At 67.9% G+C, this 24,371-nt stretch carries 24 protein-coding genes; 5 read left to right on the top strand and 19 right to left on the bottom strand.

Features of this window, described 5'->3' with window-relative positions:
• The first annotated feature begins 20 nt into the window (after positions 1–20).
• Positions 21–1,487, top strand: a complete 1,467-nt coding sequence (lnt, locus tag ACJ7IV_RS11350; protein WP_483864477.1) for an apolipoprotein N-acyltransferase — start codon at positions 21–23, stop codon at positions 1,485–1,487.
• A gap of 136 nt (positions 1,488–1,623) precedes the next feature.
• Here the strand turns inward: lnt and phaC are convergent, their stop codons facing one another.
• The 5 genes from phaC to prmB form a co-directional block, all read right to left on the bottom strand.
• Positions 1,624–3,462 carry a class I poly(R)-hydroxyalkanoic acid synthase gene (gene phaC, locus ACJ7IV_RS11355; protein ID WP_483864478.1) on the bottom strand — a complete coding sequence of 613 codons (1,839 nt, stop codon included), beginning with the start codon at positions 3,460–3,462 and terminating at the stop codon, positions 1,624–1,626.
• 139 nt (positions 3,463–3,601) lie between these two features.
• Positions 3,602–4,027 carry a phasin family protein gene (locus ACJ7IV_RS11360; protein WP_213312297.1) on the bottom strand — a complete coding sequence of 142 codons (426 nt, stop codon included), beginning with the start codon at positions 4,025–4,027 and terminating at the stop codon, positions 3,602–3,604.
• 130 nt (positions 4,028–4,157) lie between these two features.
• Positions 4,158–4,610, bottom strand: a complete 453-nt coding sequence (locus tag ACJ7IV_RS11365; protein ID WP_483864479.1) for a hypothetical protein — start codon at positions 4,608–4,610, stop codon at positions 4,158–4,160.
• Between the two features lie 101 nt (positions 4,611–4,711).
• Positions 4,712–5,797 carry a chorismate synthase gene (aroC, locus tag ACJ7IV_RS11370; RefSeq protein WP_483864480.1) on the bottom strand — a complete coding sequence of 362 codons (1,086 nt, stop codon included), beginning with the start codon at positions 5,795–5,797 and terminating at the stop codon, positions 4,712–4,714.
• 31 nt (positions 5,798–5,828) lie between these two features.
• Positions 5,829–6,782 (bottom strand): 50S ribosomal protein L3 N(5)-glutamine methyltransferase, encoded by a 954-nt coding sequence (gene prmB, locus ACJ7IV_RS11375; RefSeq protein ID WP_483864481.1) that lies wholly within the window; start codon positions 6,780–6,782, stop codon positions 5,829–5,831.
• Positions 6,783–6,908: 126 nt separating this feature from the next.
• Here prmB and ACJ7IV_RS11380 point away from each other — a divergent pair, with 126 nt between their 5' ends.
• Positions 6,909–7,481, top strand: a complete 573-nt coding sequence (locus ACJ7IV_RS11380) for a Smr/MutS family protein (RefSeq protein WP_483864482.1) — start codon at positions 6,909–6,911, stop codon at positions 7,479–7,481.
• A gap of 8 nt (positions 7,482–7,489) precedes the next feature.
• Here ACJ7IV_RS11380 and ACJ7IV_RS11385 read toward each other — a convergent pair whose 3' ends face one another.
• The 3 genes from ACJ7IV_RS11385 to ACJ7IV_RS11395 are packed head-to-tail and all read right to left on the bottom strand — an operon-like array spanning position 7,490 to position 10,265.
• Positions 7,490–8,563 carry a patatin-like phospholipase family protein gene (locus ACJ7IV_RS11385; protein ID WP_483864483.1) on the bottom strand — a complete coding sequence of 358 codons (1,074 nt, stop codon included), beginning with the start codon at positions 8,561–8,563 and terminating at the stop codon, positions 7,490–7,492.
• Positions 8,560–9,456, bottom strand: a complete 897-nt coding sequence (locus ACJ7IV_RS11390; protein WP_483864484.1) for an alpha/beta fold hydrolase — start codon at positions 9,454–9,456, stop codon at positions 8,560–8,562. Before ACJ7IV_RS11390 ends, ACJ7IV_RS11385 begins: the two co-directional genes overlap by 4 nt.
• Positions 9,453–10,265 carry an alpha/beta fold hydrolase gene (locus ACJ7IV_RS11395; RefSeq protein ID WP_483864485.1) on the bottom strand — a complete coding sequence of 271 codons (813 nt, stop codon included), beginning with the start codon at positions 10,263–10,265 and terminating at the stop codon, positions 9,453–9,455. Before ACJ7IV_RS11395 ends, ACJ7IV_RS11390 begins: the two co-directional genes overlap by 4 nt.
• Before the next feature lie 206 nt (positions 10,266–10,471).
• Between ACJ7IV_RS11395 and ACJ7IV_RS11400 the strand changes: the two genes are divergently transcribed.
• Positions 10,472–11,419, top strand: a complete 948-nt coding sequence (locus ACJ7IV_RS11400) for an AEC family transporter (protein WP_483864486.1) — start codon at positions 10,472–10,474, stop codon at positions 11,417–11,419.
• Between the two features lie 56 nt (positions 11,420–11,475).
• Here ACJ7IV_RS11400 and sixA read toward each other — a convergent pair whose 3' ends face one another.
• The 8 genes from sixA to ACJ7IV_RS11440 all read right to left on the bottom strand — a co-directional run bounded on the left by sixA (position 11,476) and on the right by ACJ7IV_RS11440 (position 19,767).
• The gene (gene sixA / locus ACJ7IV_RS11405) at positions 11,476–11,952 is read right to left on the bottom strand and encodes a phosphohistidine phosphatase SixA (protein ID WP_483864487.1); all 477 of its coding nucleotides are present in this window, start codon (positions 11,950–11,952) and stop codon (positions 11,476–11,478) included.
• Positions 11,945–13,036 carry an NAD(P)H-dependent glycerol-3-phosphate dehydrogenase gene (locus ACJ7IV_RS11410; RefSeq protein ID WP_483864488.1) on the bottom strand — a complete coding sequence of 364 codons (1,092 nt, stop codon included), beginning with the start codon at positions 13,034–13,036 and terminating at the stop codon, positions 11,945–11,947. Before ACJ7IV_RS11410 ends, sixA begins: the two co-directional genes overlap by 8 nt.
• Positions 13,037–13,152: 116 nt before the next feature.
• Positions 13,153–14,595: an NAD(P)(+) transhydrogenase (Re/Si-specific) subunit beta gene (locus ACJ7IV_RS11415; RefSeq protein WP_483864489.1), complete on the bottom strand. Its 1,443-nt coding sequence runs from the start codon at positions 14,593–14,595 to the stop codon at positions 13,153–13,155.
• Between the two features lie 16 nt (positions 14,596–14,611).
• Entirely contained in the window at positions 14,612–16,183 is a 1,572-nt protein-coding gene (locus ACJ7IV_RS11420) for a Re/Si-specific NAD(P)(+) transhydrogenase subunit alpha (RefSeq protein WP_483864490.1), read from the bottom strand.
• Between the two features lie 233 nt (positions 16,184–16,416).
• A complete protein-coding gene (htpG, locus tag ACJ7IV_RS11425) occupies positions 16,417–18,324 on the bottom strand; it encodes a molecular chaperone HtpG (protein WP_483864491.1) in 1,908 nt (635 codons plus the stop codon).
• A gap of 106 nt (positions 18,325–18,430) precedes the next feature.
• The gene (locus tag ACJ7IV_RS11430) at positions 18,431–18,901 is read right to left on the bottom strand and encodes a PaaI family thioesterase (protein WP_483864492.1); all 471 of its coding nucleotides are present in this window, start codon (positions 18,899–18,901) and stop codon (positions 18,431–18,433) included.
• A complete protein-coding gene (locus ACJ7IV_RS11435) occupies positions 18,894–19,382 on the bottom strand; it encodes a PaaI family thioesterase (RefSeq protein WP_232912565.1) in 489 nt (162 codons plus the stop codon). Before ACJ7IV_RS11435 ends, ACJ7IV_RS11430 begins: the two co-directional genes overlap by 8 nt.
• A 40-nt stretch (positions 19,383–19,422) precedes the next feature.
• Positions 19,423–19,767: a YkvA family protein gene (locus ACJ7IV_RS11440; RefSeq protein ID WP_483864493.1), complete on the bottom strand. Its 345-nt coding sequence runs from the start codon at positions 19,765–19,767 to the stop codon at positions 19,423–19,425.
• A 161-nt stretch (positions 19,768–19,928) separates the two neighbouring features.
• Between ACJ7IV_RS11440 and ACJ7IV_RS11445 the strand changes: the two genes are divergently transcribed.
• Complete coding sequence (locus tag ACJ7IV_RS11445; RefSeq protein WP_483864494.1) at positions 19,929–21,875, top strand: transglycosylase SLT domain-containing protein; 1,947 nt, start codon at positions 19,929–19,931, stop codon at positions 21,873–21,875.
• Between the two features lie 112 nt (positions 21,876–21,987).
• On the opposite strand, the gene ACJ7IV_RS11450 is transcribed toward ACJ7IV_RS11445, so the two are convergent.
• Together ACJ7IV_RS11450 and ACJ7IV_RS11455 are read right to left on the bottom strand one after the other, a co-directional pair.
• Entirely contained in the window at positions 21,988–22,632 is a 645-nt protein-coding gene (locus ACJ7IV_RS11450; protein WP_483864495.1) for a LysE family translocator, read from the bottom strand.
• Between the two features lie 6 nt (positions 22,633–22,638).
• Entirely contained in the window at positions 22,639–23,055 is a 417-nt protein-coding gene (locus tag ACJ7IV_RS11455; RefSeq protein WP_161431482.1) for an NINE protein, read from the bottom strand.
• A gap of 263 nt (positions 23,056–23,318) precedes the next feature.
• On the opposite strand from ACJ7IV_RS11455, the gene ACJ7IV_RS11460 reads away from it, so the two are divergent.
• Positions 23,319–23,525 carry a cold-shock protein gene (locus tag ACJ7IV_RS11460; RefSeq protein ID WP_023005630.1) on the top strand — a complete coding sequence of 69 codons (207 nt, stop codon included), beginning with the start codon at positions 23,319–23,321 and terminating at the stop codon, positions 23,523–23,525.
• Positions 23,526–23,652: 127 nt separating this feature from the next.
• On the opposite strand, the gene ACJ7IV_RS11465 is transcribed toward ACJ7IV_RS11460, so the two are convergent.
• Entirely contained in the window at positions 23,653–24,357 is a 705-nt protein-coding gene (locus ACJ7IV_RS11465; RefSeq protein WP_483864496.1) for a hypothetical protein, read from the bottom strand.
• Positions 24,358–24,371 lie beyond the last annotated feature (14 nt).

Genomic DNA, 24,371 nt, shown 5'->3' on the forward strand with positions numbered 1-24,371 from the left:
GCCTGCCACGGAGGGCCAAGATGCCAGCGTTTCGCCTCTCCCCCGCCATCGGCTGCCTGCTGGCAGCCGCGGCGGGTATCCTCACCACGCTTACCGCCTCGCCCTTCGAGCTCTGGTGGCTGGGCCCGGTGGCCGCGGGGCTGATCTACCTCGGCATCCACACCCTGACGCCCGGCCAGGCAGCCCTGCGCGGCTGGAGCTACGGGCTAGGGCTGTTCGGTTCCGGCGCCTCCTGGGTCTATGTGTCGATCCACGACTACGGCTATACCGGCGTGCCCCTGGCGCTACTCCTTACTGTGCTGTTCGTCGCCGGCCTGGCCCTCTTTCCCGCCGTGACCCTCTGGCTCTACCGCCGCCTCACCGGTCCACGGCTGGCCTGGCTCAGCTTCGCCGGTGCCTGGGTCCTCGGCGAGTGGCTGCGCACCTGGCTGTTCACAGGCTTCCCCTGGCTGCTGCTGGGCACCTCCCAGGTCGACTCCCCGCTGGCCCCCTGGGCCCCAGTGGGCGGGGTCTACCTGCTCTCGCTGATCACCGCACTGACCGGCAGCCTGGGAGTCGAGCTGCTGCGTCGCCGTTGGTGGGCCGCCCTCCCCGTCGCCGCCCTGTGGCTGGTGCCCCTAGTGCTGCCCGCCCAGTGGACGAGCCCCGCCGGCGAGCCGCTGCGGGTGGCGCTGCTGCAGGGCAACCTCGACCAGGCGATCAAGTGGACCGCTGAGGGCCAGCGCGAGGCCGCCAACCGCTACAGCGAGCTGACCCGCGCGCAGGACGATGACCCTGACCTGATCGTCTGGCCCGAGGCGGCGCTACCGATGTTCGAGCGCGAGGCGCGACCGATCCTCGAGCGGGTACAGTCCAACCTCGCTCCCGACACCGCCCTGCTCACCGGCATCCTGCAGCGCGACGGCGAGGGGCTCTACTACAACAGCGTGATCGGGCTGGGCGATGTGGAGGGCGCGTACCGCAAGACGCACCTGGTGCCGTTCGGTGAATACCTGCCCCTGGAGAGCCTGCTCGCCGGCACCATCGCCTTCTTCGACCTGCCGATGCCGGCGATGACACCGGGGCCGGAGGGCCAGGCGCCGCTGCGTGCCGCCGGCACCACCATCGGCAACGCCATCTGCTACGAGATCATCTACGCCGATCAGGTCGCGGCACAGGCGCGCCACGCGGCGCTGCTGCTGACGGTGTCCAACGACACCTGGTTTGGACGCTCCATCGGCCCCCTGCAGCACCTGCAGATGGCCCGCCTGCGCGCCCTGGAGAACGGCCGCCAGGTGATCCGCGCCACCAGCAACGGGGTCACCGCCATCATCGACGAACGCGGCCGCATCACCGCCCGGGCACCCCAGTTCGAAATCGCCAGCCTCACCGGCGAGGTGACCCCGATGCAGGGCCTCACCCCCTTCACCCGCACCGGCAGCTGGCCCACCTGGCTGCTCGCCGCACTGCTGGTATTGCCGGGGCTGCAACTTCGCCGCAAGCCGTAAGCCGTAAGCCGTAAGCCGTAAGCCGTAAGCCGTAAGCCGTAAGCCGTAAGCCAGATCTTTCGCGAGACATTGGGGACAAAACAAGAAGCGCCCAGCCGATGAGTCGACTGGGCGCTTCTACTTACAGCTTATAGCTTTAAGCTCCCGGGGAAGCCGGGGTTTCGCCCACCACCTCGGGAATGGTCATCTTGACGTAGCGCCCCGGGGCCGGCTCGAGGATGTCGAGTTCACCGTCACCGGGCTGGCGTGCCGGCACCATCTTCTCGGGGTCGGCGTAGCCGTTCTCGGTCATCCACGCCTGCCAGTGCGGCCACCAGGAGCCCTCGTGCTGCTCGGCGCCGGCCAGCCACTCCTCATGGCTCTCGGGCAGAGCGTCGTTGGTCCAGTAGCCGTACTTGTTCTTGTGCGGCGGGTTGACCACGCCGGCGATGTGTCCCGAGCCACCCAGCACGAACTTGACCGGCCCCTTGGGCAGCAGCGCGCCGTAGTAGGTGCTGTTCCAGCGGGCGATATGGTCCTCGCGGGTGGAGAGGAAGTAGCTCGGGGTGGAGATCTTGCGCAAATCTATCTTGACCCCATCGAGCTCGATGCCACCGGGCTGGACCAGGCGGTTCTCCATGTACATGTTGCGCAGGTACCAGCCGTGGGTCGCCGCCGGCAGGTTGGTACCGTCGGTGTTCCAGTAGAGCAGGTCGAAGGGGGCCGGCACGTCTCCCTTCAGGTAGTTGCTGATATAGAAGGACCAGAAGAGGTCGTTCTCGCGCAGCAGGTTGAAGCTGAAGGCCATGGCCCGGCCGTCGAGATAGCCGTCGCGCTCCATCTTGGCCTCGATGCCCTGCAGCACCGGCTCGTTGAGGAAGACGCCGATCTCGCCCGGATCGCGGAAGTCCTGCAGGGTGGTCATGTAGGTGACCGACTTCACCTTGCGCCCGCGACGGGTACTGGTCAGGTAGGCCACCGTGGAGGCCGCCAGGGTGCCGCCCACGCAGTAGCTGAGCAGGTTCACCGACTTCTCGCCAGTGGCCTGCTCGATCGCCTCCATGCCGGCGATGGGGCCGAGTTGCATGTAGTCGGCCCAGGTCAGGTCGCGCTGTTCGGGACCGGGGTTGCGCCAGGAGATCAGGAATACCGTATGGCCCTGGTCGACCAGCCACTTGACGAAGGAGTTGTCCTCGCGCAGGTCGAGGATGTAGTACTTGTTGATCCAGGGGGGAATCACCAGCAGCGGCGTCTTGTAGGCCTGCTCGGTAGTGGGCGCGTACTGGATCAGCTGGATCAGTTCGTTCTCGTAGACCACCGAGCCCGGGGTCACGGCGATGTTCCTGCCCACCTCGAAGGCGCTGCGGTCGGTCATGGTGACGTTCAGGCCCTCGGCGGAGTTGGCCAGGTCGTGGCGCAGCCGGGCCAGTCCATCGACCAGGTTCTGGCCACGGGTCTCCATGGTCTTGCGCATCACCTCGGGATTGGTGGTGACGAAGTTGGTGGGCGACATGGCGTTGACCATCTGGCGAGCGTAGAACGCCAGCCGATGCTTCTGGTCCACCGGCAGGTCCAGGCCGTCGATCAGCTCCTCGACCAGGCGCGAGAAGAGCAGGTACTGCTGCATGATCGCCAGGTAGTAGGGGTCGCTGGTCCAGGCCTCGTCCTTGAAGCGGCGATCCCCCTTGCCCGGCGTCACCAGCGGCTCGACCTGCTCGCCGGCCATGGCCCGCAGTCCGTTCTGCCACAGCTGGAACTGATCCTGCATCAGGCGCGCCTGGGTCTGCCACAGCTGGGGCGGATTGCCCATCAGCGACTCGGCCGCCGTCTGGAAGCTCTTCCGCATATCCTCATAGACCGAATCGGCGGCATCGCTGGGCACCATGCGCTCCAGCAGGTCGCCCATCAGGTGACGATACTCCTCGCCGATCTGCTGGAGCTGTGCATTCCACGCCTCCAGCTCGGCCTGTGTCGGTGCTTGAACCCCTGGCTGCATTGAACCCTCCGGTGCGTCGGCCACGCCATGCCGACTTCATATAGCACGATCCGCCGCCCTCACGAAGAGAGCGGCGGCCTGATCAGAAGCCCCGTCAGGGGCCGGATTGCGCTGCGCCCGCAGCGCTCATGACGCGCACTCAGCTCTTGCTGCTGCCGCCCCGCGAGGACTGTGCCTTGGCTGGCTCGGCCTTGTCGGCCTGACCGGACTGCTGCCTGGCGGCATCGCCCATCGCCTTGGCCTGCTCGGTGAAGAGCTTCTCCATCTCGGCCTTGAACTCCACGCTCATCTCGGAAAGCGCCTTGGCATCCTCCATCATCTGCTGAGAGAGCTGGTTCATCATCTCGGCCTGGCGGGTACCGAAGTCGCGCAGGCTGTCGGCATCCTGGACCTCACTGGCGTCGCGCATGCGCTCGGTGCCCATCTGGCTGTAGCGCTTCATGGATTCCATCTGGTACTGGGACAGCTTCTCCATGTTGTCCAGCATCAGGGAGTTGAGCTTGCGCATCGGCTCGAAGAACTTGCGGGTCTGCTCGTTGAAGCTTTCGATCATCTTGTCTTGCATGGGACCTCCTCCCGGACGGTGGTCAGTCGTGGACGGCCTGCCCACAATGTTGCACTGCACAAAGCGTAGTCTGCCACCGCCCTTGTTGCAAGATCATGTCGGCAAGAGGCTGGCAGGCGACTGGTCGCCATCAGCTCTCGCGCTTGGTCCGCGAACGGGTGCTGGAGGTCGAGGTCCCCTTGCTGGCCTTGGCACGACTGGAGGCCTTGGCGCTACCCGAGGGGGAAGCGCTGGCTGCCTTCGAACCGGAGTCGCTCCCCTTGCCCTCGGCTTCCGATGACCGGGCCTGGCCGGCTGACTGGCCGGCCTGCTTGAGCATGTCGAGCATCATCTGCTGATAGGTGCCGAAGCTGGAGAGCCCCTGGGACAGGCCCTGGGAAAGCCCCTGGGTCATGCCCTGCCCCATGCCGGCCTGCTGCAGGAAGGGCTGCATCAGGCTCATCGGGTCATACCCTTCGACTCCGGACTCCATCTGCTTCTGGATCCGGTCCAGCAGGTCCTTCTGGAAAGCCGCCACATCCGGCAGGCCCAGCGCCTGGCGGAACTCGTCGGGAGTGAGGTCAAACTCGACATTGATCTTCATATTTCAAGCCCTGTCCGTTGGTCTGTCCCGCAGTGTAGCAGCCCCTTCGGGCCGGCCCTCAACGGCATGGCCCCTGCGCCATACCCATGGCGTCACGACACTCAGCGCAGCACCGGCGTGGCCACGCTCACCTCGGCGTTCTGGGCGCGGTGGCGCAGCAGGTGATCCATCAGGGTCAGCGCCATCATCGCCTCGGCGATGGGGGTGGCGCGGATCCCCACGCAGGGGTCGTGACGCCCTTTGGTGACCACCTCCACCGGGTTGCCGTGGACATCGATGCTGCGCCCCGGCGTGGTGATGCTCGACGTCGGCTTGAGGGCCAGATGGGCGATGATCGCCTGGCCGCTGGAGATGCCACCGAGCACCCCGCCGGCATGGTTGGAGAGGAACCCTTCGGGGGTCATCTCGTCGCGGTGTTCGCTGCCACGGCTGGCCACGGCAGCAAAGCCGTCACCGATCTCCACACCCTTCACCGCATTGATGCTCATCAGGCCATGGGCCAGTTCGGCGTCCAGGCGGTCAAATACCGGCTCGCCGAGCCCCGGGGGCACGCCCTCGGCCACCACGCTGATCCTGGCGCCTACCGAATCCTGGTCGCGACGCAACTGGTCCATGTACGCCTCGAGCTCTTCCACGCGGTCCGGGTCCGGGCAGAAGAAGGGGTTGCCATCCACCGCCTCCCAGCTCTTGAAGGCGATCTCGATGGGGCCGAGCTGGCTCATGTAGCCGCGCACCATGATGCCCCTGGCCGCCAGGTACTTCTTGGCGATCGCCCCGGCGGCCACCCGCATGGCGGTCTCCCGGGCGCTGGAGCGACCACCGCCGCGGTAGTCGCGGATGCCGTACTTGTGGTGGTAGCTGTAGTCGGCGTGGGCGGGACGGAACTGGTCCTTGATCTTCGAGTAGTCCTTGGAGCGCTGGTCGGTGTTCTCGATCAGCAGGCCAATCGAGGTGCCGGTGGTCACCCCCTCGAAGACACCGGAGAGGATCCGCACCCGGTCGGGCTCCCGACGCTGGGTGGTATGGCGCGAGGTCCCCGGACGACGCCGATCCAGGTCGTGCTGCAGGTCCTCCTCGCTGAGCGGCAGTCCCGGCGGACAGCCATCGACGATGGCGCCCAGCGCCGGGCCGTGGCTCTCGCCGAAGGTGGTGACAGTAAACAGCTTGCCGAAGGTATTGCCGGACATGGGCGCTCCTCGAGTGATCGGGGTCGGTGAATCAGGCGAAGGACGCCGCATGGGCGTCGAGTTCATCGGCGGTGAGGGCGAACACCCCCTGGCCGCCGCGCTCGAAGTCGAGCCACAGGAAGGGTACCTCCGGGAAGGCGGCCTCCAGGTGGTGATCGGAGTTGCCCACCTCGACGACCAGTACGCCGCGGTCGGTCAGGTGATCGCGCGCCTCGCGCAGGATGCGCCGCACGATATCCAGGCCATCCTCGCCGGCGCCCAGCGCCAGGGCAGGCTCGTGGCGGAACTCCGCGGGCATGGTGGCCAGGTCGCGGGCATCCACATAGGGCGGGTTGGAGACGATCAGATCATAGCGGCCCGGCAGCGCCTCGAAGAGGTCCGATTGCACCGCGCGCACCCGCGCTCCGACATCGTGGCGGCTGATGTTCTGGCGGGCCACCGCCAGCGCCTCCTGGCTGATATCGGCGAGATCCACCGCGCAGGTGGGCAGGTGCAGCGCCGTGGCGATGCCGATGCAGCCGGAGCCGGCACACAGGTCGAGCACCCCCTCCGGCGGCTCCTCGGGGAACCAGGCGGCGAAGCCCGTCTCCACCAGCTCAGCGATGGGCGAGCGCGGGATCAGCACCCGCTCGTCGACGTCGAAGGGCAGGCCGGCAAACCAGGCCTCGCCGAGCAGGTAGGGCAGTGGACGCCGGCCGGTGATCCGTTCACGCACCAGGGCGACGATGCGGCTGCGCTCCATGGGCAGCAGGCGGGCGTCGAGCACCGCCGGGTCGACATTCCAGGGCAGGTGCAGCGCGCCCAGGGTCAGGGCCACCGCTTCATCCCAGGGCGAGTCGCTGCCATGGCCGTGAAACAGGCCGGCAAGGTGAAACTCGCTGGCCGCCCAGCGCAGGCAGTCGCGGAGGGTGACGAGCTCTGCGGCGAGCTGCTCGTCGGCAAGGGTAAGCGTTGAGGTCGGGCGCAGGTCGTGCTGATCGGCCAAGGGAGCACCTGAGGGTCGAGAGAAAGGGGGATTGATTGTAACCCGCCCCGCCGGTTCACAGCCACGCCACGCCGGGTATACTGGTCTCCCCCACGCCAACCGACAGCGCCCCATGAGCCCTGCCCCATGAGCAAAAATCGCCACCGCCCGGACGACGACGAGATCAGCGCCTTCCGCCAGGCCCTGCACCAGGCCGGGGTAAGGCAGATCAAGCGCAACCGCGCCGATCCGGGCCGCCCGCGGCGCGAGGACCCGTCTGCCGCGGCGCGCCGCGCCGCTGCCCAGGCGGCGGGCGACGACAGCGCCAGGGGACGCACCTCCGACGGCCGCGTGGAGGCGGTACGCCCCTCGGAGTACCTCGACTTCGCCCTGCCCGACCTGCCGTGGCGCACCCGCAGCCGCCTCAAGCGCGGTGAGATGGCCTGGGAGGCGGGTCTCGACCTGCACGGCTACACCCTGGACGAGGCGCGCGAGCAGTTGGAGGGCTTCCTGCGCGACGCCGCCGCAGAACGTCGCCGCTGCCTGCTGGTGGTGCATGGCAAGGCCTGGGGTGTGGACGGCAACTACCCGGTGATCAAGAGCCACGTCAACGCCTGGCTGCGCGAGTGGCCCGGCGTGCTGGCATTCTGCTCGGCCGTGGAGGCCGAGGGCGGTACCGGCGCCGTCTACGTGCTGCTGCGCCGTCGCGGCGAACGCTAGCACATGTCCTACGCGACCGGCGGCTTGTCGTCAGGCAGGCTGGGGCCGACGATGATGCCACGGCCGCCCCACCCCGGGTGGTTGCGACCCTCATAGCGATCCAGCGCCTCCACCGCCAGCTGACGCCCCAGGGTGATCAACGCCTCGGCACGATGGAACTCGTAGGCGCCGCACACCGTCTTGGGTACCTCGATCAGCACGTCCGGGGGATAGCCCGCCACCTTGTACTTGGCCAGCGCCGCCTGGGTGATATCGAAGGAGGCGAGCACCATGTCCAGTCGGCCCCACTGGCGACGGCGGCTGGCCACTTCGCTGGGCTCGTCTGCCTCTCCCTCGGTGCTGCCACCGGCACCGCCCAGGCCATCGAACCAGCGGCTGGCGGCGTTCTTCACCTCGTCGATCCAGGCGGTAAACTCGTTCCCCCTGGCATCGCGGGCGGCCTCACGCTCCCGCTCCTTGCGGGCGGCCTCGGGAGGCAGCAGCTCCTCCAGGGTCACCGGCCGTGGACTGTGGGCGGTGACGTTAACCGCCATCACCAGGTCGGCGTCGGACGACACGGAGGGAATGATCGGCAGCGGGTTGAGCAGGCCGCCGTCGACCAGCACCTGCTGGCCGCGGTGCACCGGGGTGATCACCCCGGGCACGGCGATGGAGGCGCGGATCGCCTCGAGCAGCGGGCCGCTCTGGAACCACACCTCACGCTGGCGGGTCATGTCGGTGGCCACGGTGGTCACCGGGATCGCCAGATCCTCGATGCGGGCATCGCCTACCAGGCTCTCCAGCTTGCTCATCACCTTGTTGGCCTTCATGGCGCCCATGGGGCTCCAGGTCACGTCCACCAGGCGCAGCACGTCGAAGTAATCGAGTCGACACACCCAGTCGCGGTAGGCCGGCAGCTGGCCGGCGGCGTAGACGCCCCCCACCAGGGCCCCCATGGAGCAGCCGGAAATCGCCACGACCTGGTAGCCGCGACGCTCGATCTCCTCGATCACGCCGATATGCGCATAGCCACGCGCCCCACCGCTGCCCAACACCAGCGCCACTCGCTTGCCCGCGGCGGAGGCTGCCGTCCTGTCGCTCATTCGCCTGCTTCTCCTCGCTTCTCTGACCGTCCGGCATCGCGTGTCACCCAGGTGCCGATGGTCTCGGCTACCGCCGCCACCGCGTCGGGCTCCAGGTGCAGGTGGTGTCCTCCCGACAACACCCGGCGATCGAGCCCCGACAGTGCGGCGCGTGCCATCCGTGCCGCTTCCTTCTCGCCGAGGATACCGGTCTCGCCTTCAACCAGCAGCACCGGGCATTCGATTCCCGCCAGGCAGGCCAGCACCTGTTCGGGCGTCAAGCGCACCGGCGAGGGACGCACCAGGTGGGGGTCGGTACGCCAGCCCAGGCGCCCGTCCGGCAGCGCTGTCAGGTTGCGAACCACCACCGGGCGGATCGTGCCGGCATCCACCGGGGTCGCTCCACCCTTGACCCGCGCCGCCACGGCCTCCTCCTGATCAGCATAGCTCGCCCCGCCGGAGGGCGGGCGGCGGTGGCCCAGCAGCCCCCGGCGCAGCTGCCGGGGGGCCTCGCCGGGGGGCGTGGTCACCGAACCCAGGCCATCGATCAGCGCCAGCCGCACCACCCGCTCGGGCAGGGCCGCGGCGGTCAGGCAGGCGACCCCGGCCCCCATGGAGTGGGCCAGCAGGGTGACCGCTTCGAGTCCCAGTTCATCAGCGGCGTCGAGCACGTCATCGCAGTAGTCCCAGATGGCATAGTCGCCGGGCGAGTGGTGCGAGTGGCCATGGCCGGCGAAATCGATGGCCACCACCCGCACACCCAGCCGCTCGGCCAGCAGCGGCGCCAGGCGCGAGAAACTGGCGGCATTGTCCAGCCAGCCATGCAGCGCCAGCCACGGCGGGGCCCCCTCCTCCCCCCAGGCCAGTCCCGACAGGCGTCCTCCGGCCAGACGCAGGGCCTGTGGCGCGCTCATGCTGCCTCCCCGAGCAAATCATCCAGCACGGCCAGCAGGCCCTGCCGCGCCTCGTCGGGATGCTCCATGGGAAACATGTGGGTACCGGGCACCGGGTGCACCGGCACCCCGTGGCGTCGCAGGCGGCGGCAGCGACGCGGCGTCAGCAGGTCGGAATCCTCGCCGGCCAGTACCGCGTGGGGCACCCGCAGCCGGCGCGGCAGGTCCCCCAGGTGATCCGGCAGGTGGCGGAAGATCTCGACCTCGATATCCGGGTCATAGACCAGCACCGCCTGACCGTCGTCGAGCAGCCGGGTACCGCCCTCGACGTAATCGTCCATGGCCTGCTCGGTGAAGCGGCGAAACAGCCCGCGCCGGCGCAGGTAGTGGCGCATCGCCTGGCGATCCGGCCAGGTGGTGCGCCGCCCCAGGCTCTTGCCGGCGGGGGTGACGCGATCCGCCAGGCCCAGTTGCTTGGCGACCTTCATCCCCCAGGCATCCATGCCCAGCATCAGCGGCGGGTCGAGCATCACCACGCAGCGGAAATGTGCCGGCGCCGCCTCGGCGGCCATGGCCATCAGCACGCCGCCCATGGAGTGGCCCACGCCGATCACCGGTGTATCGAGATCCTCCAGGGCGTGGAGCAGCTCGTCGCGCAGCGCCAGCCAGTTGTGGCCCACCGGGAAATCGGGGTGGTGGCCGAGCCGATCCAGCGGATGGAGCACGAAACGCTCACCCAGCGGCGCCAGGAAGCTGCGATAGCAGACCCCGGGGAAACCATTGGCGTGGGCGAACAGCAGCGTGGGACGGTCGGTCTCGGCGGGCGTCATCGGCGTTTCCTGATCCGGGGAGAAGCGCGGCGCGGGTGGGGCGCCTGGTGGTAGCAGGCTAACGGGATTACCATGTTTCGCCAAGCCGCCCCCCAACCAGGAGCCCCCGTGACCGCCCGCAAGCCCCGTGATACCCGGATCCGCAATCGACTCTTCTTCGCCACCGTCCTCGCCGCCGTGGTGGTCGGCTTCTGGCTGGTGCGCTAATGGAGGCCCTGGCGATCTTCCAGACGACCCTGGAGATCACCCTGCCGGTTTTCGCCATGGTCTTCATCGGCCTGGGACTCAAGCGCGCCCGCTGGATCGATGCGGCCTTCGTCACCACCGCCTCCCAGCTGGTGTTCAAGGCCACCCTGCCGACGCTGATCTTCCTGAGCATCATCCGCGCCGATCTCGAGGCGACCCTCAACCCGCGGCTGCTTGGCGTCTTCGCCCTGGCCACCCTAGGCAGCTTCCTGGCGGTGTGGGGCTGGGCGGCGCTGCGCGTGGCCCGGGCCGACCGCGGCAGCTACATCCAGGGCGCCTTCCGCGGTAACTGCGGCATCGTCGGCCTGGCGCTGGCGGCGAGCATGTATGGCGACTACGGCCTCTCTGCCGGTGGCTTGCTGCTTGGCGTGGTGATCCTCACCTACAACGCCTTCTCGGTGGTGGCCCTGGCCACCTACCGCGACGAGGCCCGGGTCGACTGGCGCGATATCCTCGCCCATATCGTGCGCAATCCGCTGATCCTGGCCGTGGTGGCGGCGCTGCCGGTGGCTCTGCTCGCACCACCGCTACCCGGCTGGCTGCTGACCTCGGGAGAGTACTTCGCCTCCCTGACCCTGCCGCTGGCGCTGATCTGCATCGGCGCCACCCTCTCCTTCGGCGCCCTGCAGGCCTCCGGCGCGGTGGCGCTCAGCGCCAGCCTGATGAAGATGGTGGTGATTCCGATACTGGCCACCGGTGCGGCCTGGCTGGCCGGCTTCGAGGGACGCGAACTGGGGGTGATGTTCCTGTTCTTCGCCAGTCCCACCGCGGCGGCGGCCTTCGTGATGGCCAGGGCCATGGGCGGCAATGCCGTGCTCACCGCCAACATCATCGCCCTCACCACCCTGATGGCCAGCGTCACCATCACCCTGGGCGCCTTCGGCCTGCAGATGGCTGGCCTGATCTAGCGGCGGCGGGTCTCAGCGCCCGGGGCTGGTCTGGCGGCAAGCCTGCGAGGCCCGGCTCAGCCGAGATCGGCAGGAGTCATAAAGCGCGCCAGGCGGGCGCAGCCCGCCGCCCACACCTCGGCCTCGAGTTCCGCCACCCCGGCAGTGGGAAAGGCGAGGCCACGATCCGCTCGTCCCTCCACCAGCAACCCGGTGAGCGCCCCGACCAGCGGCATATGGCTGACCAGCAGCAGAGGCCGTCCAGATGGCTGTTCGAGCAGCCAGTCGGCCACCCCCTGAGGCGGGTCATCCGGCATGATCAGGGGGAGCGTCTCGATCTCTGCCTCCAGCGCCTCGGCCAGCGCCGCGGCGCTTTGCCGGGCGCGTCTGTAGGGACTCGCCAGCAGGCGCAGGCCGGCCAGGTCGTCGCGGTCGGCAAGCCAGGCCGCCATGCGTCGCACCTCCTGCTGGCCATGGCCGGTCAGCTCACGCTCGACGTCGGGGCGGCCCGGCCCCGCCTCGCCGTGGCGCATGATCAGCAGCCGTTCAACCATGCCCGCCCTCCTTGGCACCCTGCTTGTCGCCCTCCTGTTCGCGGTGGGCGCGCTGCACGTCCTCGCGCGCCAGCACGAACTCCACATCGCTGCTCTGCTCGCCCAGCATCAGCAGCCGTGCCATCTCCTTGGCCGGCACACCCCGGAACAGCACCTGGTAGAGCCCCTCGGCCAGCGGCATGTAGATGCCCTCGGCGCGCGCCTTGTCGCGCACCAGACGCACGGTGTTGACCCCCTCGGCGACCTGGCCCAGGGCATCCACCGCCTCGTCCAGGCTGCGCCCCTCGCCCAGGGCATAGCCGACCCGGTAGTTGCGTGAGAGCTGCGATGAGCAGGTCACGATCAGGTCCCCCACCCCGGCCAGGCCCAGGAAGGTCATGGGATTGGCGCCCTGGGAGACGGCGAAGCGGCTCATCTCGGCCAGCGCCCGGGTCATCAGCATGCTGCGGGTGTTCTCACCCATGCCCAGGGCCGCGGCCATGCCGGCGGCGATGGCGTAGATATTCTTCAGCGCCCCGCCGAGTTCCACGCCGAAACGGTCGTTGCTGGCATAGACCCGGAAGTAGTCACAGCCGAGCGCGTTCTGCACTCGGGTACGCGTCTCGGGGTCATCGCTGGCGATCACCGTGGCGGTGAGCTGCTTGTCGGCCACCTCGGAGGCGAGATTGGGCCCCGAGATCACGCCGATATGCGCAAAGCCGGTCTCCTCCTCGAGGATCTGGCTCATCAGCTTGAAACCCTCCTCCTGGATACCCTTGGTGGTGCTGACGAGTATCTGGTCGGGGGTCAGGAAGGGGCGCGCCTGGCGCACCACATCGCCAAAGGCCTTGGAGGGAATGGCCACCAGCACCAGCCCGGCGCCGGGCAGCACCTCGGCCATCTCGGTGGAGGCCACCACCGACGGATTGATGGCGTAGTCGGGCAGGTAGCGTCCGTTGACATGCTCGCGGTTGATCTGCTCGGCCAGGGACGGGTCGCGCAGCCACTGGCGCACCTCGGCCCCGTTGTCGGCGGCGATGCTGGCCAGGGCAGTGCCGAAGCTACCGCCGCCCAGCACCGCCACCCGCATGCGTTCCTCTGCCATGATGAACCCCGCAGGAAGTGTATGGATGGGGAGATTGTAGCGAAAAAGACGCCCGGACCGTGACCGGTCCGGGCGTCGGGGAGTGCGGCCCGAAGCGGGCCTGGTTGGACGGGGCGTCAGTCGATCAGCGGCAGCAGGTCATCGACACTCTTGCGCGCATCGCCATAGAACATCCGGGTGTTCTCCTTGAAGAACAGCGGGTTCTCGATGCCGGAGTAGCCGGTACCCTGGCCACGCTTGCTGACGAACACCTGCTTGGCCTCCCATACCTTCAGCACCGGCATGCCGGCGATGGGGCTGTTGGGATCCTCCTCGGCCGCCGGATTGACGATATCGTTGGAGCCGATGACGATCACCACGTCGGTGGAGGAGAAGTCGTCGTTGATCTCGTCCATCTCCAGCACGATGTCGTAGGGCACCTTGGCCTCGGCCAGCAGCACGTTCATGTGACCGGGCAGGCGACCCGCCACCGGGTGGATACCGAAGCGCACGGTCTTGCCCGCGGCGCGCAGCTTGCGGGTCAGCTCGCTGACCGCGTTCTGCGCCTGGGCCACCGCCATGCCATAGCCCGGCACGATGATCACGCTGTCGGCATCGTTGAGGGCGCTGGCCACGCCACCGGCGTCGATGGCGACCTGCTCGCCCTCGATCTCCGCCGCCGGCCCCTGGGTGCCACCGAAGCCACCGAGGATGACGTTGACGAAGTTGCGGTTCATCGCCTTGCACATGATGTACGACAGGATGGCACCGGAGGAGCCCACCAGGGCGCCGGTAACGATCAGCAGGTCGTTGGAGAGCGTGAAGCCGATGGCCGCCGCGGCCCAGCCGGAGTAGCTGTTGAGCATCGACACCACCACCGGCATGTCGGCGCCGCCGATGCCCATGATCAGGTGGTAGCCGATGAAGAACGCCAGGGCGGCGATCAGCAGCAGGGTCCAGAAGCCAGCCCCATTGAGATAGAGGATGGCGAACAGCAGCGAGAGCGCCGCAGCGCCGGCGTTGAGCATATGCCCGCCGGGCAGCTGCTTCGGCTTGCCGTCCACCTTGCCGGCCAGCTTGCCGAAGGCGATCACCGAGCCGGTGAAGGTCACCGCACCGATGAACACCCCCAGCACCACCTCGATCTGCAGGAACATCAGCTCGTCCGGCGCCTTGGTGGCCACCAGGCCGGCGAAGGCCGAGAACTGCTCGGTACCCGCCTCGACGGCGCGGGCCGCCAGCACGCGACGCCGCTCCAGGTCGGCGCTCCAGCCGACGAAGACTGCGGCCAGGCCGACGAAGCTGTGCAGCGCCGCCACCAGCTGCGGCATCTCGGTCATGTCGACCTTCTTGGCCACATAGACACCGATGCCGGCGCCGATGACCATCATCGGGATCATCCAGCCGTAGGCGCCGATACCCGGGCCGAAGGCGGTAAAGAACACCGCCACCGCCATGCCGACGATGCCGTACCACACCGCCCGCTTGGCCTTCTCCTGATTGCTCAATCCCCCCAGGGAGAGGATGAACAGTACACTTGCCGCGATCGCCGCGGCAGACACGAATCCTTGACTCAGCATGGGTTGTCTCCGCGGTTCACGATTTCTGGAACATGGCCAGCATCCGGCGTGTCACCAGGAAGCCGCCCACGATATTGATGGTCGCCATGAGCACCGAGATGGCTGCCATCAGCGTCACCAGCCCACTGCCCGAACCGATCTGCAGTATCGCCCCCAGGATGATGATCCCGGAGATGGCATTGGTCACCGCCATCAGCGGCGTATGCAGCGAGTGGCTGACGCCCCAGATCACCTGGAAGCCGACGAAGCAGGCCAGGGCGAAGACGATGAAGTGCTGCATGAAGGAGGCCGGGGCCACCTGGCCGAGCAGCAGCATCAGTGCGCCGCCCACCCCGAGCAGGGTCACCTGGCGCTTGGTCTGGGCCTTGAAGGTAGCCAGTTCGGCGGCCTTCTTCTCCTCAGGCGTCGGCTCCTTCTCCTTGGGCTTGGGCTTGGCCGCGGCGATCGCCTTCACCTTGGGCGGCGGCGGCGGGAAGGTGACCTCGCCGGCGTGGGTCACTGTGGCGCCGCGGATGACGTCGTCCTCCATGTCGTGGACGATCTTGCCATCCTTTTCCGGCGTCAGGTCGGTGAGCATGTGGCGAATGTTGGTGGAGTAGAGCAACGACGACTGGGTCGCCATGCGCGAGGGGAAGTCGGTGTAGCCGACCACCGTCACGCCGTTGTCGGTCACCACCTTCTCGTCGGGCACCGTGAGGTCACAGTTGCCGCCCTTCTCGGCCGCCAGGTCGACGATCACCGAACCCGGCTTCATGGCCTTGACCATGTCCTCGAGCCACAGCTTGGGCGCCGGGCGGCCAGGGATCAGCGCGGTGGTGATGACGATGTCGACCTCCGGGGCCTGCTCGCGGAAGCACTCCAGCTGCTTCTCGCGGAACTCGGGGCTGGAGGGGGCCGCGTAGCCGCCGGTCTCGGCACCGTCCTGGCTCTCGTCGAAGTCGAGGAACAGGAACTCGGCGCCCATGGACTCGATCTGCTCAGCCACCTCGGGGCGCACGTCGAAGGCACGCACCACGGCACCCAGGCTGGTGGCGGTGCCGATGGCGGCGAGACCCGCCACCCCGGCGCCGACCACCAGCACCTTGGCCGGCGGCACCTTGCCGGCGGCGGTCACCTGACCGGTGAAGAAGCGTCCGAAGTTGTTGCCCGCCTCGATCACCGCGCGATAGCCGGCGATGTTGGCCATGGATGACAGGGCATCCATCTTCTGGGCCCGCGAGATGCGCGGTACCATGTCCATGGCCACCACGGTGGCGCCCTGGGCACGGCACTTCTCGAGCAGTTCCTCGTTCTGGGCCGGCCAGAAGAAGCTGATCAGGGTCTGGCCCTGGCGCAGGTGCTTGACCTCCGCCTCCTCGGGCTCACGGACCTTGATCACCACCTCGGCGTCGGACCACAGCGCCTCGGCGCCGTCGACGACGCTGACACCGGCGTCACGGTAGGCCTGGTCGTCGAAGCCGGCGGCTACGCCGGCCCCGCTCTCGATCAGGCAGTCATGTCCAAGCTTCTGGATGAACTTCGCGCTGTCAGGGGTCAGCGCGACGCGCGCCTCGCCCTTGGCGAGCTCCCTGGGTGCACCAATCTTCACGTTGGATCTCCCGGTTGGTTATTGAAATCATGCATAGGGCAGTCCTTTTATTCATACCTGACAATGCCGCATTGCACAACCGTCGAATCTCCGTCGAAGGCGCTCGCAATGAAGCAGCATCACGCTGAAAAACTGGAATAAACCGACGCTGACCGGAAACCGGGAAAAAGGCAAGTGACAGAAGCGCGCAGGCCGCCCGAAGGCGGCCTGCAAGGGCGAAAAGGCTGGCTGGGTCAGGCGCTCAACATGGCGTTGAGGCGCTTGACGTAGGCGGCCGGGTCATCGAGATGGCCACCCTCGGCGATAATCGCCTGGTCGAGCAGGATATGGGCCAGGTCGGCGAAGCCCTCGCCCACGGCGCCCTCGAGGCGAGCCACCAGCGCATGCTCGGGGTTGAGCTCGAGGATCGGCTTGACCTCGGGCAGTGGCTGGCCGGCGGCCTCCATGATGCGGCGCATCTGGAAGCCCATCTCGTGCTCGGGCAGCACCACGCAGGCCGGCGAGTCGGTGAGGCGATGGGTCACCTTGACCTCCTGGACGGTCTCGCCCAACGCCTCCTTGACCCGCTTGACCAGGTCCTGCTTGGCCTTGGCGGTCTCCTCCTGGGCCTTCTTCTCCTCCTCGCCCTCGATCTCGCCGAGGTCGAGCTCGCCCTTGGCCACGTCGACGAAGCTCTTGCCGTCGAACTCGGTGAGGTGGCTCATCAGCCACTCGTCGATGCGGTCATGCAGCAGCAGCACCTCGATGCCCTTCTTGCGGAAGATCTCCAGATGGGGGCTGGACTTGGCCGCGTTGAAGCCGTCGGCGACGATGTAGTAGATCTTCTGCTGCCCCTCCTGCATGCGCTCGATGTAGTCGGCCAGCGACTGGTCCTGGGTGGCGCTGTCGGTATGCGTGGTGGAGAAGCGCAGCAGGCCGGCAATCTTCTCGCGGTTGGCGAAGTCCTCCGCCGGCCCCTCCTTGAGCACGCTGCCGAAGGTGTTCCAGAAGGTCTGGTAGGCCTCCTTGTCCTTGGCCAGCTTCTTGAGCATGTCCAGCGCCCGCTTGGTCAGCGCAGACTTGATCTTCTCGACCTGGGGATCCTGCTGCAGCAGCTCCCGGGAGACGTTGAGCGACAGGTCACGGGTGTCCAGCACGCCCTTGATGAAGCGCAGGTAGAGCGGCAGGAACTGCTCGGCGTCGTCCATGATGAAGACGCGCTGCACATAGAGCTTCACGCCCCGGGCGCCGTCGCGCTCATAGAGGTCGAAGGGTGCCCGGCCCGGCACATAGAGCAGGCTGGTGTACTCGAGCTTGCCCTCGACCTTGTTGTGGCTCCAGGTCAGCGGATCCGAGAAGTCGTGGGCGACGTGCTTGTAGAAGGCCTGGTACTCGTCGTCGGAGATCTCGCCCTTGGGACGCACCCACAGGGCGGTGGCCTCGTTGACCGTTTCCCAGGTGACGGTCTCGCTACCCTCGATCTCGTTGCCCTCCTCGTCGCGGGCGGCCTCGACCTTCGGCATGCGCACCGGCACCTCGATATGGTCGGAGTACTTGCGCACCAGGCTCTGCAGACGGAAGTCGTCGGCGAACTCCTGGGCGTCGGCCTTGAGGTGCAGCACGATCTCGGTACCGTGGGCCTCGCGCTCGATGTCAGCGACGGTGAACTCGCCCTCGCCCTGAGAGCGCCACTCGACGCCCTCGGCGTGGTCGCTGCCCGCCTTGCGGGTGCGCACCGTGACCTCGTCGGCGACGATGAAGCCGGAGTAGAAACCCACGCCGAACTGGCCGATCAGGCGGGCGTCCTTCTGCTGCTCACCGGAGAGCTGCTTGAGGAACTCGGCGGTACCGGAGCGGGCGATGGTGCCGAGGTTGGAGATCACCTCGTCGCGGCTCATGCCGATGCCGTTGTCGCGCACGGTGACGGTGCCCGCCTCGGCATCGTGCTCGATCTCGATGCGCAGCTCGCTGTCGCCTTCGTAGAGGGCGTCGTTGTCCAACGCCGCGTAGCGCAGCTTGTCGCAGGCGTCGGCGGCGTTGGAGATCAGCTCGCGCAGGAAGATCTCCCGGTTGGAGTACAGGGAGTGGATCATCAGGTGCAGCAGCTGCTTCACCTCGGTCTGGAAGCCGAGGGTCTCTTCATGTTGCGTGGCGGTAGTCATGTAGCGTGAACCCCTTCTTTCGACATGACGACGGTGGACGGGCCACCGACTCGGAACTGGCAGTCGATATGGGGTTGCGATGGCGCTTTTCAAGCCTCGAGCTGAGTCATTCCTGATGGTTCGCGGGATCCCCCAGCACGAAATGCAGTCGCGCGGTGGCCACCGGCGCGGCGACATCCTTCTGCCAGGCGGTGACCGTGACATTGGCCAGGCGTCGCCCCTCGCGCAGCAGCGAACAGCGGGCATAGGTAGGCACCAGGCGAGCGGTACGCAGGTAGTCGATGGAGACATCGACGACGCGCGGCAGGCGCGGCTCCCGGGAAGCCAGCATCAGGTCAAGCGTCGCCGCGGTCTCCATGAAGGCCGCTACCACCCCGCCATGCAATGCCGGCAGCATCACGTTGCCGACGTTGCCCGGCTGGGGGTCGAGGCGGAACAGCAGCCCCTCGCCCTGCGCCTCCAGTTGCGCCGATACCCCGATGCGCCGCGCATAGGGCATCAGCTCGAGCCATGCCGCCAGATCGCGATCGTCACGGGTCCTGGCCAGCCACTCCACACCATGAATACCCTCAGGCATGGTCATCCTCCTCGGCAAACAGCGCCTGGGCGAACTCCGGCGGCGTGTTGCGCGGCCCCAGCCGCACGAAGTTGCCGACGGCCCGGGCCACGTCACCCTGCCCCGACTGCCAGACCCGTCCCTCGGTGAACACCACCGAGGCGGTGACACGCAGCGCGCGCGCCTCCACCAGCAGGTCGAGGCCGGCCACCGCTGGACGGAAGTGGTCGACACGCAGGTCCAGGGTCGGACACACCTCCGGCGCCGGCAGCGCAGGCAGCACCGCCGAGCCGCAGGCGGTATCCAGCAGCATGGTCAGCACCCCTCCGTGGACCAGGCCGCGAGCGCTGTCGCCCAGCAAGTCCTCGTGCCAGGGCAGGCGCATGCGGGTCAGCCGTGGCGACGCCTCGAGCACCTCGAGGCCCAGCTCACGGGTATGCGGGATCACGTTGACGAAGCGGCTCAGGGCGCGCCGCCAGTCGGCATCGGTGGGGGAAGTCATGCGGGTCGGGTTCGCCTTGCTGGTCGATCAAACGATCGTATCAGGTCGTGGAGGCATCGTCCTCGTTCGCGTCCACCCCGCCCTCGCGCCAGGCGCGATAGGGACCAAGGGCGGCGTCCACTCGGGTCAGCAGCCAGCCCACGATCACCGCGTCATCGAGCACACCCACCAGCACCAGGAAGTCGGGGATCAGGTCAAGGGGAGAGACCAGATAGACCAGCGCGGCGAGCATCCACAGGATGGCCGCCCAGGGCACGGGGCGATAGCGACCACGCAGCACGTCGCCGAGCATCGGCACAAACAGCTTCAGGGCCCGGACGATCTGGCCGATCACCCGGGAACGCCCGCGCAGCCGCGTCATCAGCTTGCTGCCCTTGCCTGCCATGGGCTCCTCCTTGCCACTCCTGCCTAACAGGACTTCACGATAGGCGATTCCCGGTCGCGGCGACAGTCTCGACGCGTTGTCGTGCACGGGCGACACTATCCCCGAGCTCCCCCATCGGCGAGGATGGTGGTTTGCACGAGAATCGACGCTGGAGGGTTCCCATGTCCCTGCGCTTCCCCGTTTCCTGGCGCGCCCTGGCCGCCGCCACCCTGGCCTGCCTGCCTCTGCTGGCCCAGGCCGATGACCGCAGCATGCGCGAGGCACTGCAGGCCGCCCGGGCCGGCGACTGGCACAAGGTCGACGAGGCGGCCATTCGCGACCATGAGCTGGCCGGCTACGTGGCGTATCACCGCCTGCGTGACCGCTTGCCGGATGTCGAGCCGCAGCGGGTACTGGCATTCATCGCCGACCACGCCGACTCCCCCCTCGCCGACTGGATGCGCGGCCAGGCCATCGACGAGTATGGCCAGGCCGAACGCCACGCCTACCTGCTGGAAGTCGCCGACGGGGAACCCGAAGGCACCGCCCGGCGCTGCCACTACTACACCGCCCTGCTCGACCGCGACCCCGCCACGGCCGCCGAGGGAGGGCGCGAGCTGTGGCGCGTCGGCCGCTCCCAGCCCGAGGCCTGCGATAGCCTCTTCGACACCCTGCGCAGCCGCGGCGAGATCGGCGAACAGCAGGTCTGGGAGCGTCAGATGCTCGCCTGGCAGGCCGGCGAGAGTGGCCTGGCGAGCTATCTGGGTCGCCAGCTGGGCAGCCGCTGGCAGTCCGCCCAGGAGGCGATGAGCCGCGTGCAGGACGATTACGCCGCGATCACCCGGGTCCCCGCCTGCCTCGGCCCCGACTGCCGCGGCAGAGGCCAGTTCTTCGCCGCCGCCATGCATGGCTATGTGCGCGCCGATACCGAGGAGGCACTGAAGGCCTGGCGCCAGATCGCCCCGCGACTGCAGCTCACGGCCGAGCACCGCCAGGCGATCCAGCGCGACCTGATCTTCTATTCACTGGTGCGCGAGATAGACGCCAATCGCGCCTGGGTCGACGCCGCCCTCCCCGACCTGCCAGATCCTGAACTGCTCGAGCTGCGGGTACGCACCGCCCTGGCCGATCGCGACTGGCGAGGCGTCATCGACTGGGTCCAGCGCATGCCGGAGGAGACGCGTCGCGACGAACGCTGGCAGTACTGGCTGGGGCGCGCCTACGAACAGCTCGGCGACGAGGCCAGCGCCGGGCGTGCCTATGCCGCCGCCGCCGCGGGACGCAGTTTCTATGGTTTCTCTGCCGCCGACAGGCTGGGCCGCCCCTACGCCCTCAACATGGAGCGCAACACCTTCGACGCCGCCTACCGCGAACAGGTGTCTCGCTGGCCCGTGGTGAGGCGCACCGAGGCCCTGCTGCAGATCGACGAGCCGGGGCTGGCCGCCAGCGAGTGGTATGCGGCGGTGCGGCGGGCCGGTCCACGGGATGCCCGCGCCCTGGGCGACTATGCCCAGCGCCGCGGCTGGCACGCCAAGCTGGTGCAGACCACCATCGCCGGCCAGCTGTGGGACGCCCTCGAATGGCGTTTTCCCGAGGCCTATCGCGAGCACTTCATGGAGTGGGGTCGCAGGACGGGGGTCGACCCCTACCTACTGATGGGGATCGCCCGTCGCGAGAGCGCCTACAACCCCGAGGCGGTATCCCCGGCCGGCGCCCGCGGGCTGATGCAGGTCATGCCCGGCACCGCCACCCAGCTGGCCCGTCAGCTGGGCATCGCCGACCCCGGCGCCTACGGCGTGCTCGACCCGCAGACCAACATCCGCCTGGGCAGCACCTATATCCGCGACATGCTCGAGCGCTACAGTGGCAACCGCCTGGCCGCCACGGCGGCCTACAACGCCGGCCCCGGCCGGGTGGACCGCTGGCTCGCGGAGGGTGCCCCCCGGGAGTTCGACCTCTTCGTGGAGAGCATCCCCTTCCGCGAGACGCGCAACTACGTGCAGGCGGTGCTCACCTATCGGGCGATCTTCGAGAGCCTGGCCAACGGCGGCAACAGCGAGGGGGTCTCGATGCTCACTCCCGCGGAGAAGACGGTGCGCTACGACGGCTCGTTGCTGGCCAGGAACTGAAGCCGTAAGCCGTAAGCCGTAAGCCGTAAGCCAAGGTGTAGCCACCAGGGCTTGCGGCTGGGGTTCCTTACAGCGTAAAGCTGATCGCTTACAGCTCCGGATGCAGTCCGGTTTAGCCGGGGGAGCGCTCGAGCGCCAACTTGATACCGAAGGCAACCAGCACCGCGCCGGTCAGCCCATTGAGCCAGCGCGCGAAGGCGGGGCTGGCCAGCAGCCGCCCAGCCCCGCCCACCATCAGCGCCACCCCCACCTGCCAGATATTGGCGATCACGAAGTGCACCCCGGCCAGGAACAGCGACTTGGCCAACGCCGGATCCCCGGGCGCGATGAACTGCGGCAGGAAGGCCATGTAGAAGACCACGGTCTTGGGGTTGAGCACGTTGGAGAGCAGGCCCTCGCGCAGGGGCTTCCAGGCGGGCACCGCACGACGCTCGCTGCTCACCCCGGCCACCGGCAGGCCCTGGCCGCGGCGGGCCGCCAACAGGGCCTGAACCCCCAACCAGATCAGGTAGGCGGCGCCGGCCAGCTTGAGCAACCCGAAGGCCCAGGCCGACTGCAGTAGGATCAGCGAGATGCCCAGGGCCGAGACGGCGGCATGCACGAAGAGCCCGCAGCAGATCGCCAGGCTGGTCAGCACCCCATCTCGCACCCCGCCCCGGGCGGTGTTGCGGATCACCAGCAGGGTATCGACCCCCGGGGTGACCGAGAGCAGAGTGATGGCCACCAGGAAGGGCCAGAACTGGGCATCGACCAGCATGCTGCCCTATCCCGCGCGGCGTGCGTGGCGCATCGAGATCTGGTCGTTGAGGGTCCAGAAATCGTAGAGCACGCCCAGTCCCAGCAGACCGAAGGTCAGCAAATAGAGGATCCCGGTCAACCACTTGCCTTGATAGAAGCGGTGCAGGCCGAACACCCCGAGGAAGGTCAGCAACAGCCAGGCCAGGGAGTAGTTGATCGGCCCCGAGGTAAAGCGCAGGTCCGCCTGGCGATCCATGGACGGAATCAGGAAGAGGTCGATCAGCCAGCCGATCCCCAGCAGGCCGAGGGTAAAGAACCAGATGGTGCCGGTCACCGGCTTGCCGTAGTAGAAGCGGTGGGCACCGAGGAAGCCGAACAGCCACAGCAGGTAGCCGAGCAGCATGCTGTGGGTGTCACGCGAGGCGAGTGGGGTTGCAGTCATGGCGATCTCGAGGGTGGTGGAAACAGTGGCCCTGGCGCGCTGGACGCCCCCGGGCTTTCCAACTAGAGTGATCTTGCGGGCTCGGCATAGTCTCCCTGCGACACGCAGCGTGCGCAAGTCTGGCCGAGGCACCGCGATCGATGCACTGGTCGGCGAAAATGGGGGCAGTGAACGCTGCCTTCTCGCCTGCCAGGCACCGCGGCAACGGCGCGATCGACGCGTTGGCGCCGGCAACACCATCCGTATGTTAAGGAAATCGACAAATGGCAACTGGCACTGTCAAGTGGTTCAACGACACCAAGGGCTACGGCTTCATCTCCCCGGACGACGGCGGCGATGATCTGTTCGCGCACTTCTCCGAGATTCAGGCTGAAGGCTTCAAGTCCCTGCAGGATGGCCAGAAGGTCACCTTCGAGGTGACCCAGGGCAAGAAGGGCCTTCAGGCCTCCAACATCCGGCCCGCCGACTGAGCGTCAACTCGACGGAACGGCGCCGCCGAACCAACGAGCAAGGCCCACCAGGCGGTGGGCCTTCTTGCTGCTGGTGACGACATCCTGAGACGAACCCTCGGCGTGCGAGGCCCGGGCCGGCGGGGCGTTACTCCGCGACGGCCTCATCGGCGGTCGCATCCCCCTCCATGGGTTCGACGTCGAAGTCCTCGAATTCCGGCACTTCCCGCTCCATCTCCTCGAACTGCTGCTCCAGCTCACGCTGGGCCTCCTCGAAGCGACGCTCCTGCTCCTCGATGATGGCGTCGATATCCGATTCGCCCGCACCCTCACCGGCCAGCGGATCCTCACCGAGGGAAGAGTCGATGTCGATGCTGCTCTCGAAGTCGTCGCCCTCCATGGGTTCGGGCACCGAAGCCTCCTGCTCGGCCTGCTCGAACTGCTCGTCGATGCGCTGCTGGGCCTCCTCGAAGCGCCGCTCGGTCTCCTCGATGATGGCATCGACATCCTCGCGCGTGGCCTCGCCGGGCAGGGCGCCCTCTTCCTCCAGGGCGTCCTCGGGGGACTCTCCCAGGGAGTCGACATCGGCGGAGACCTCGGCGTCGGCCGACATGGTCTCCGACTCACCCTCCTCGGCGGGAGGCGCCTCTTCCGCGGCCTGCCCATCCGCACTCGAGTCATCCGACTCCGCGACGGCCGGCGCCTGCTCCTCCGCCGCCTGCTCCTCCGGCACCTGTTCCGCCGACTGTGACGCATCGCCACCGCCGGCCGATTCATCGCCGTTGCCGCAGCCGGCCAGCCCCAGAGCCAGCAGCGCGGCCAGCAGGGTCGGCTTCCAGAATGTAGTGATCATCCAAGCGTCTCCGT

The sequence above is a fragment of the Halomonas sp. C10-5 genome (assembly GCF_057169305.1).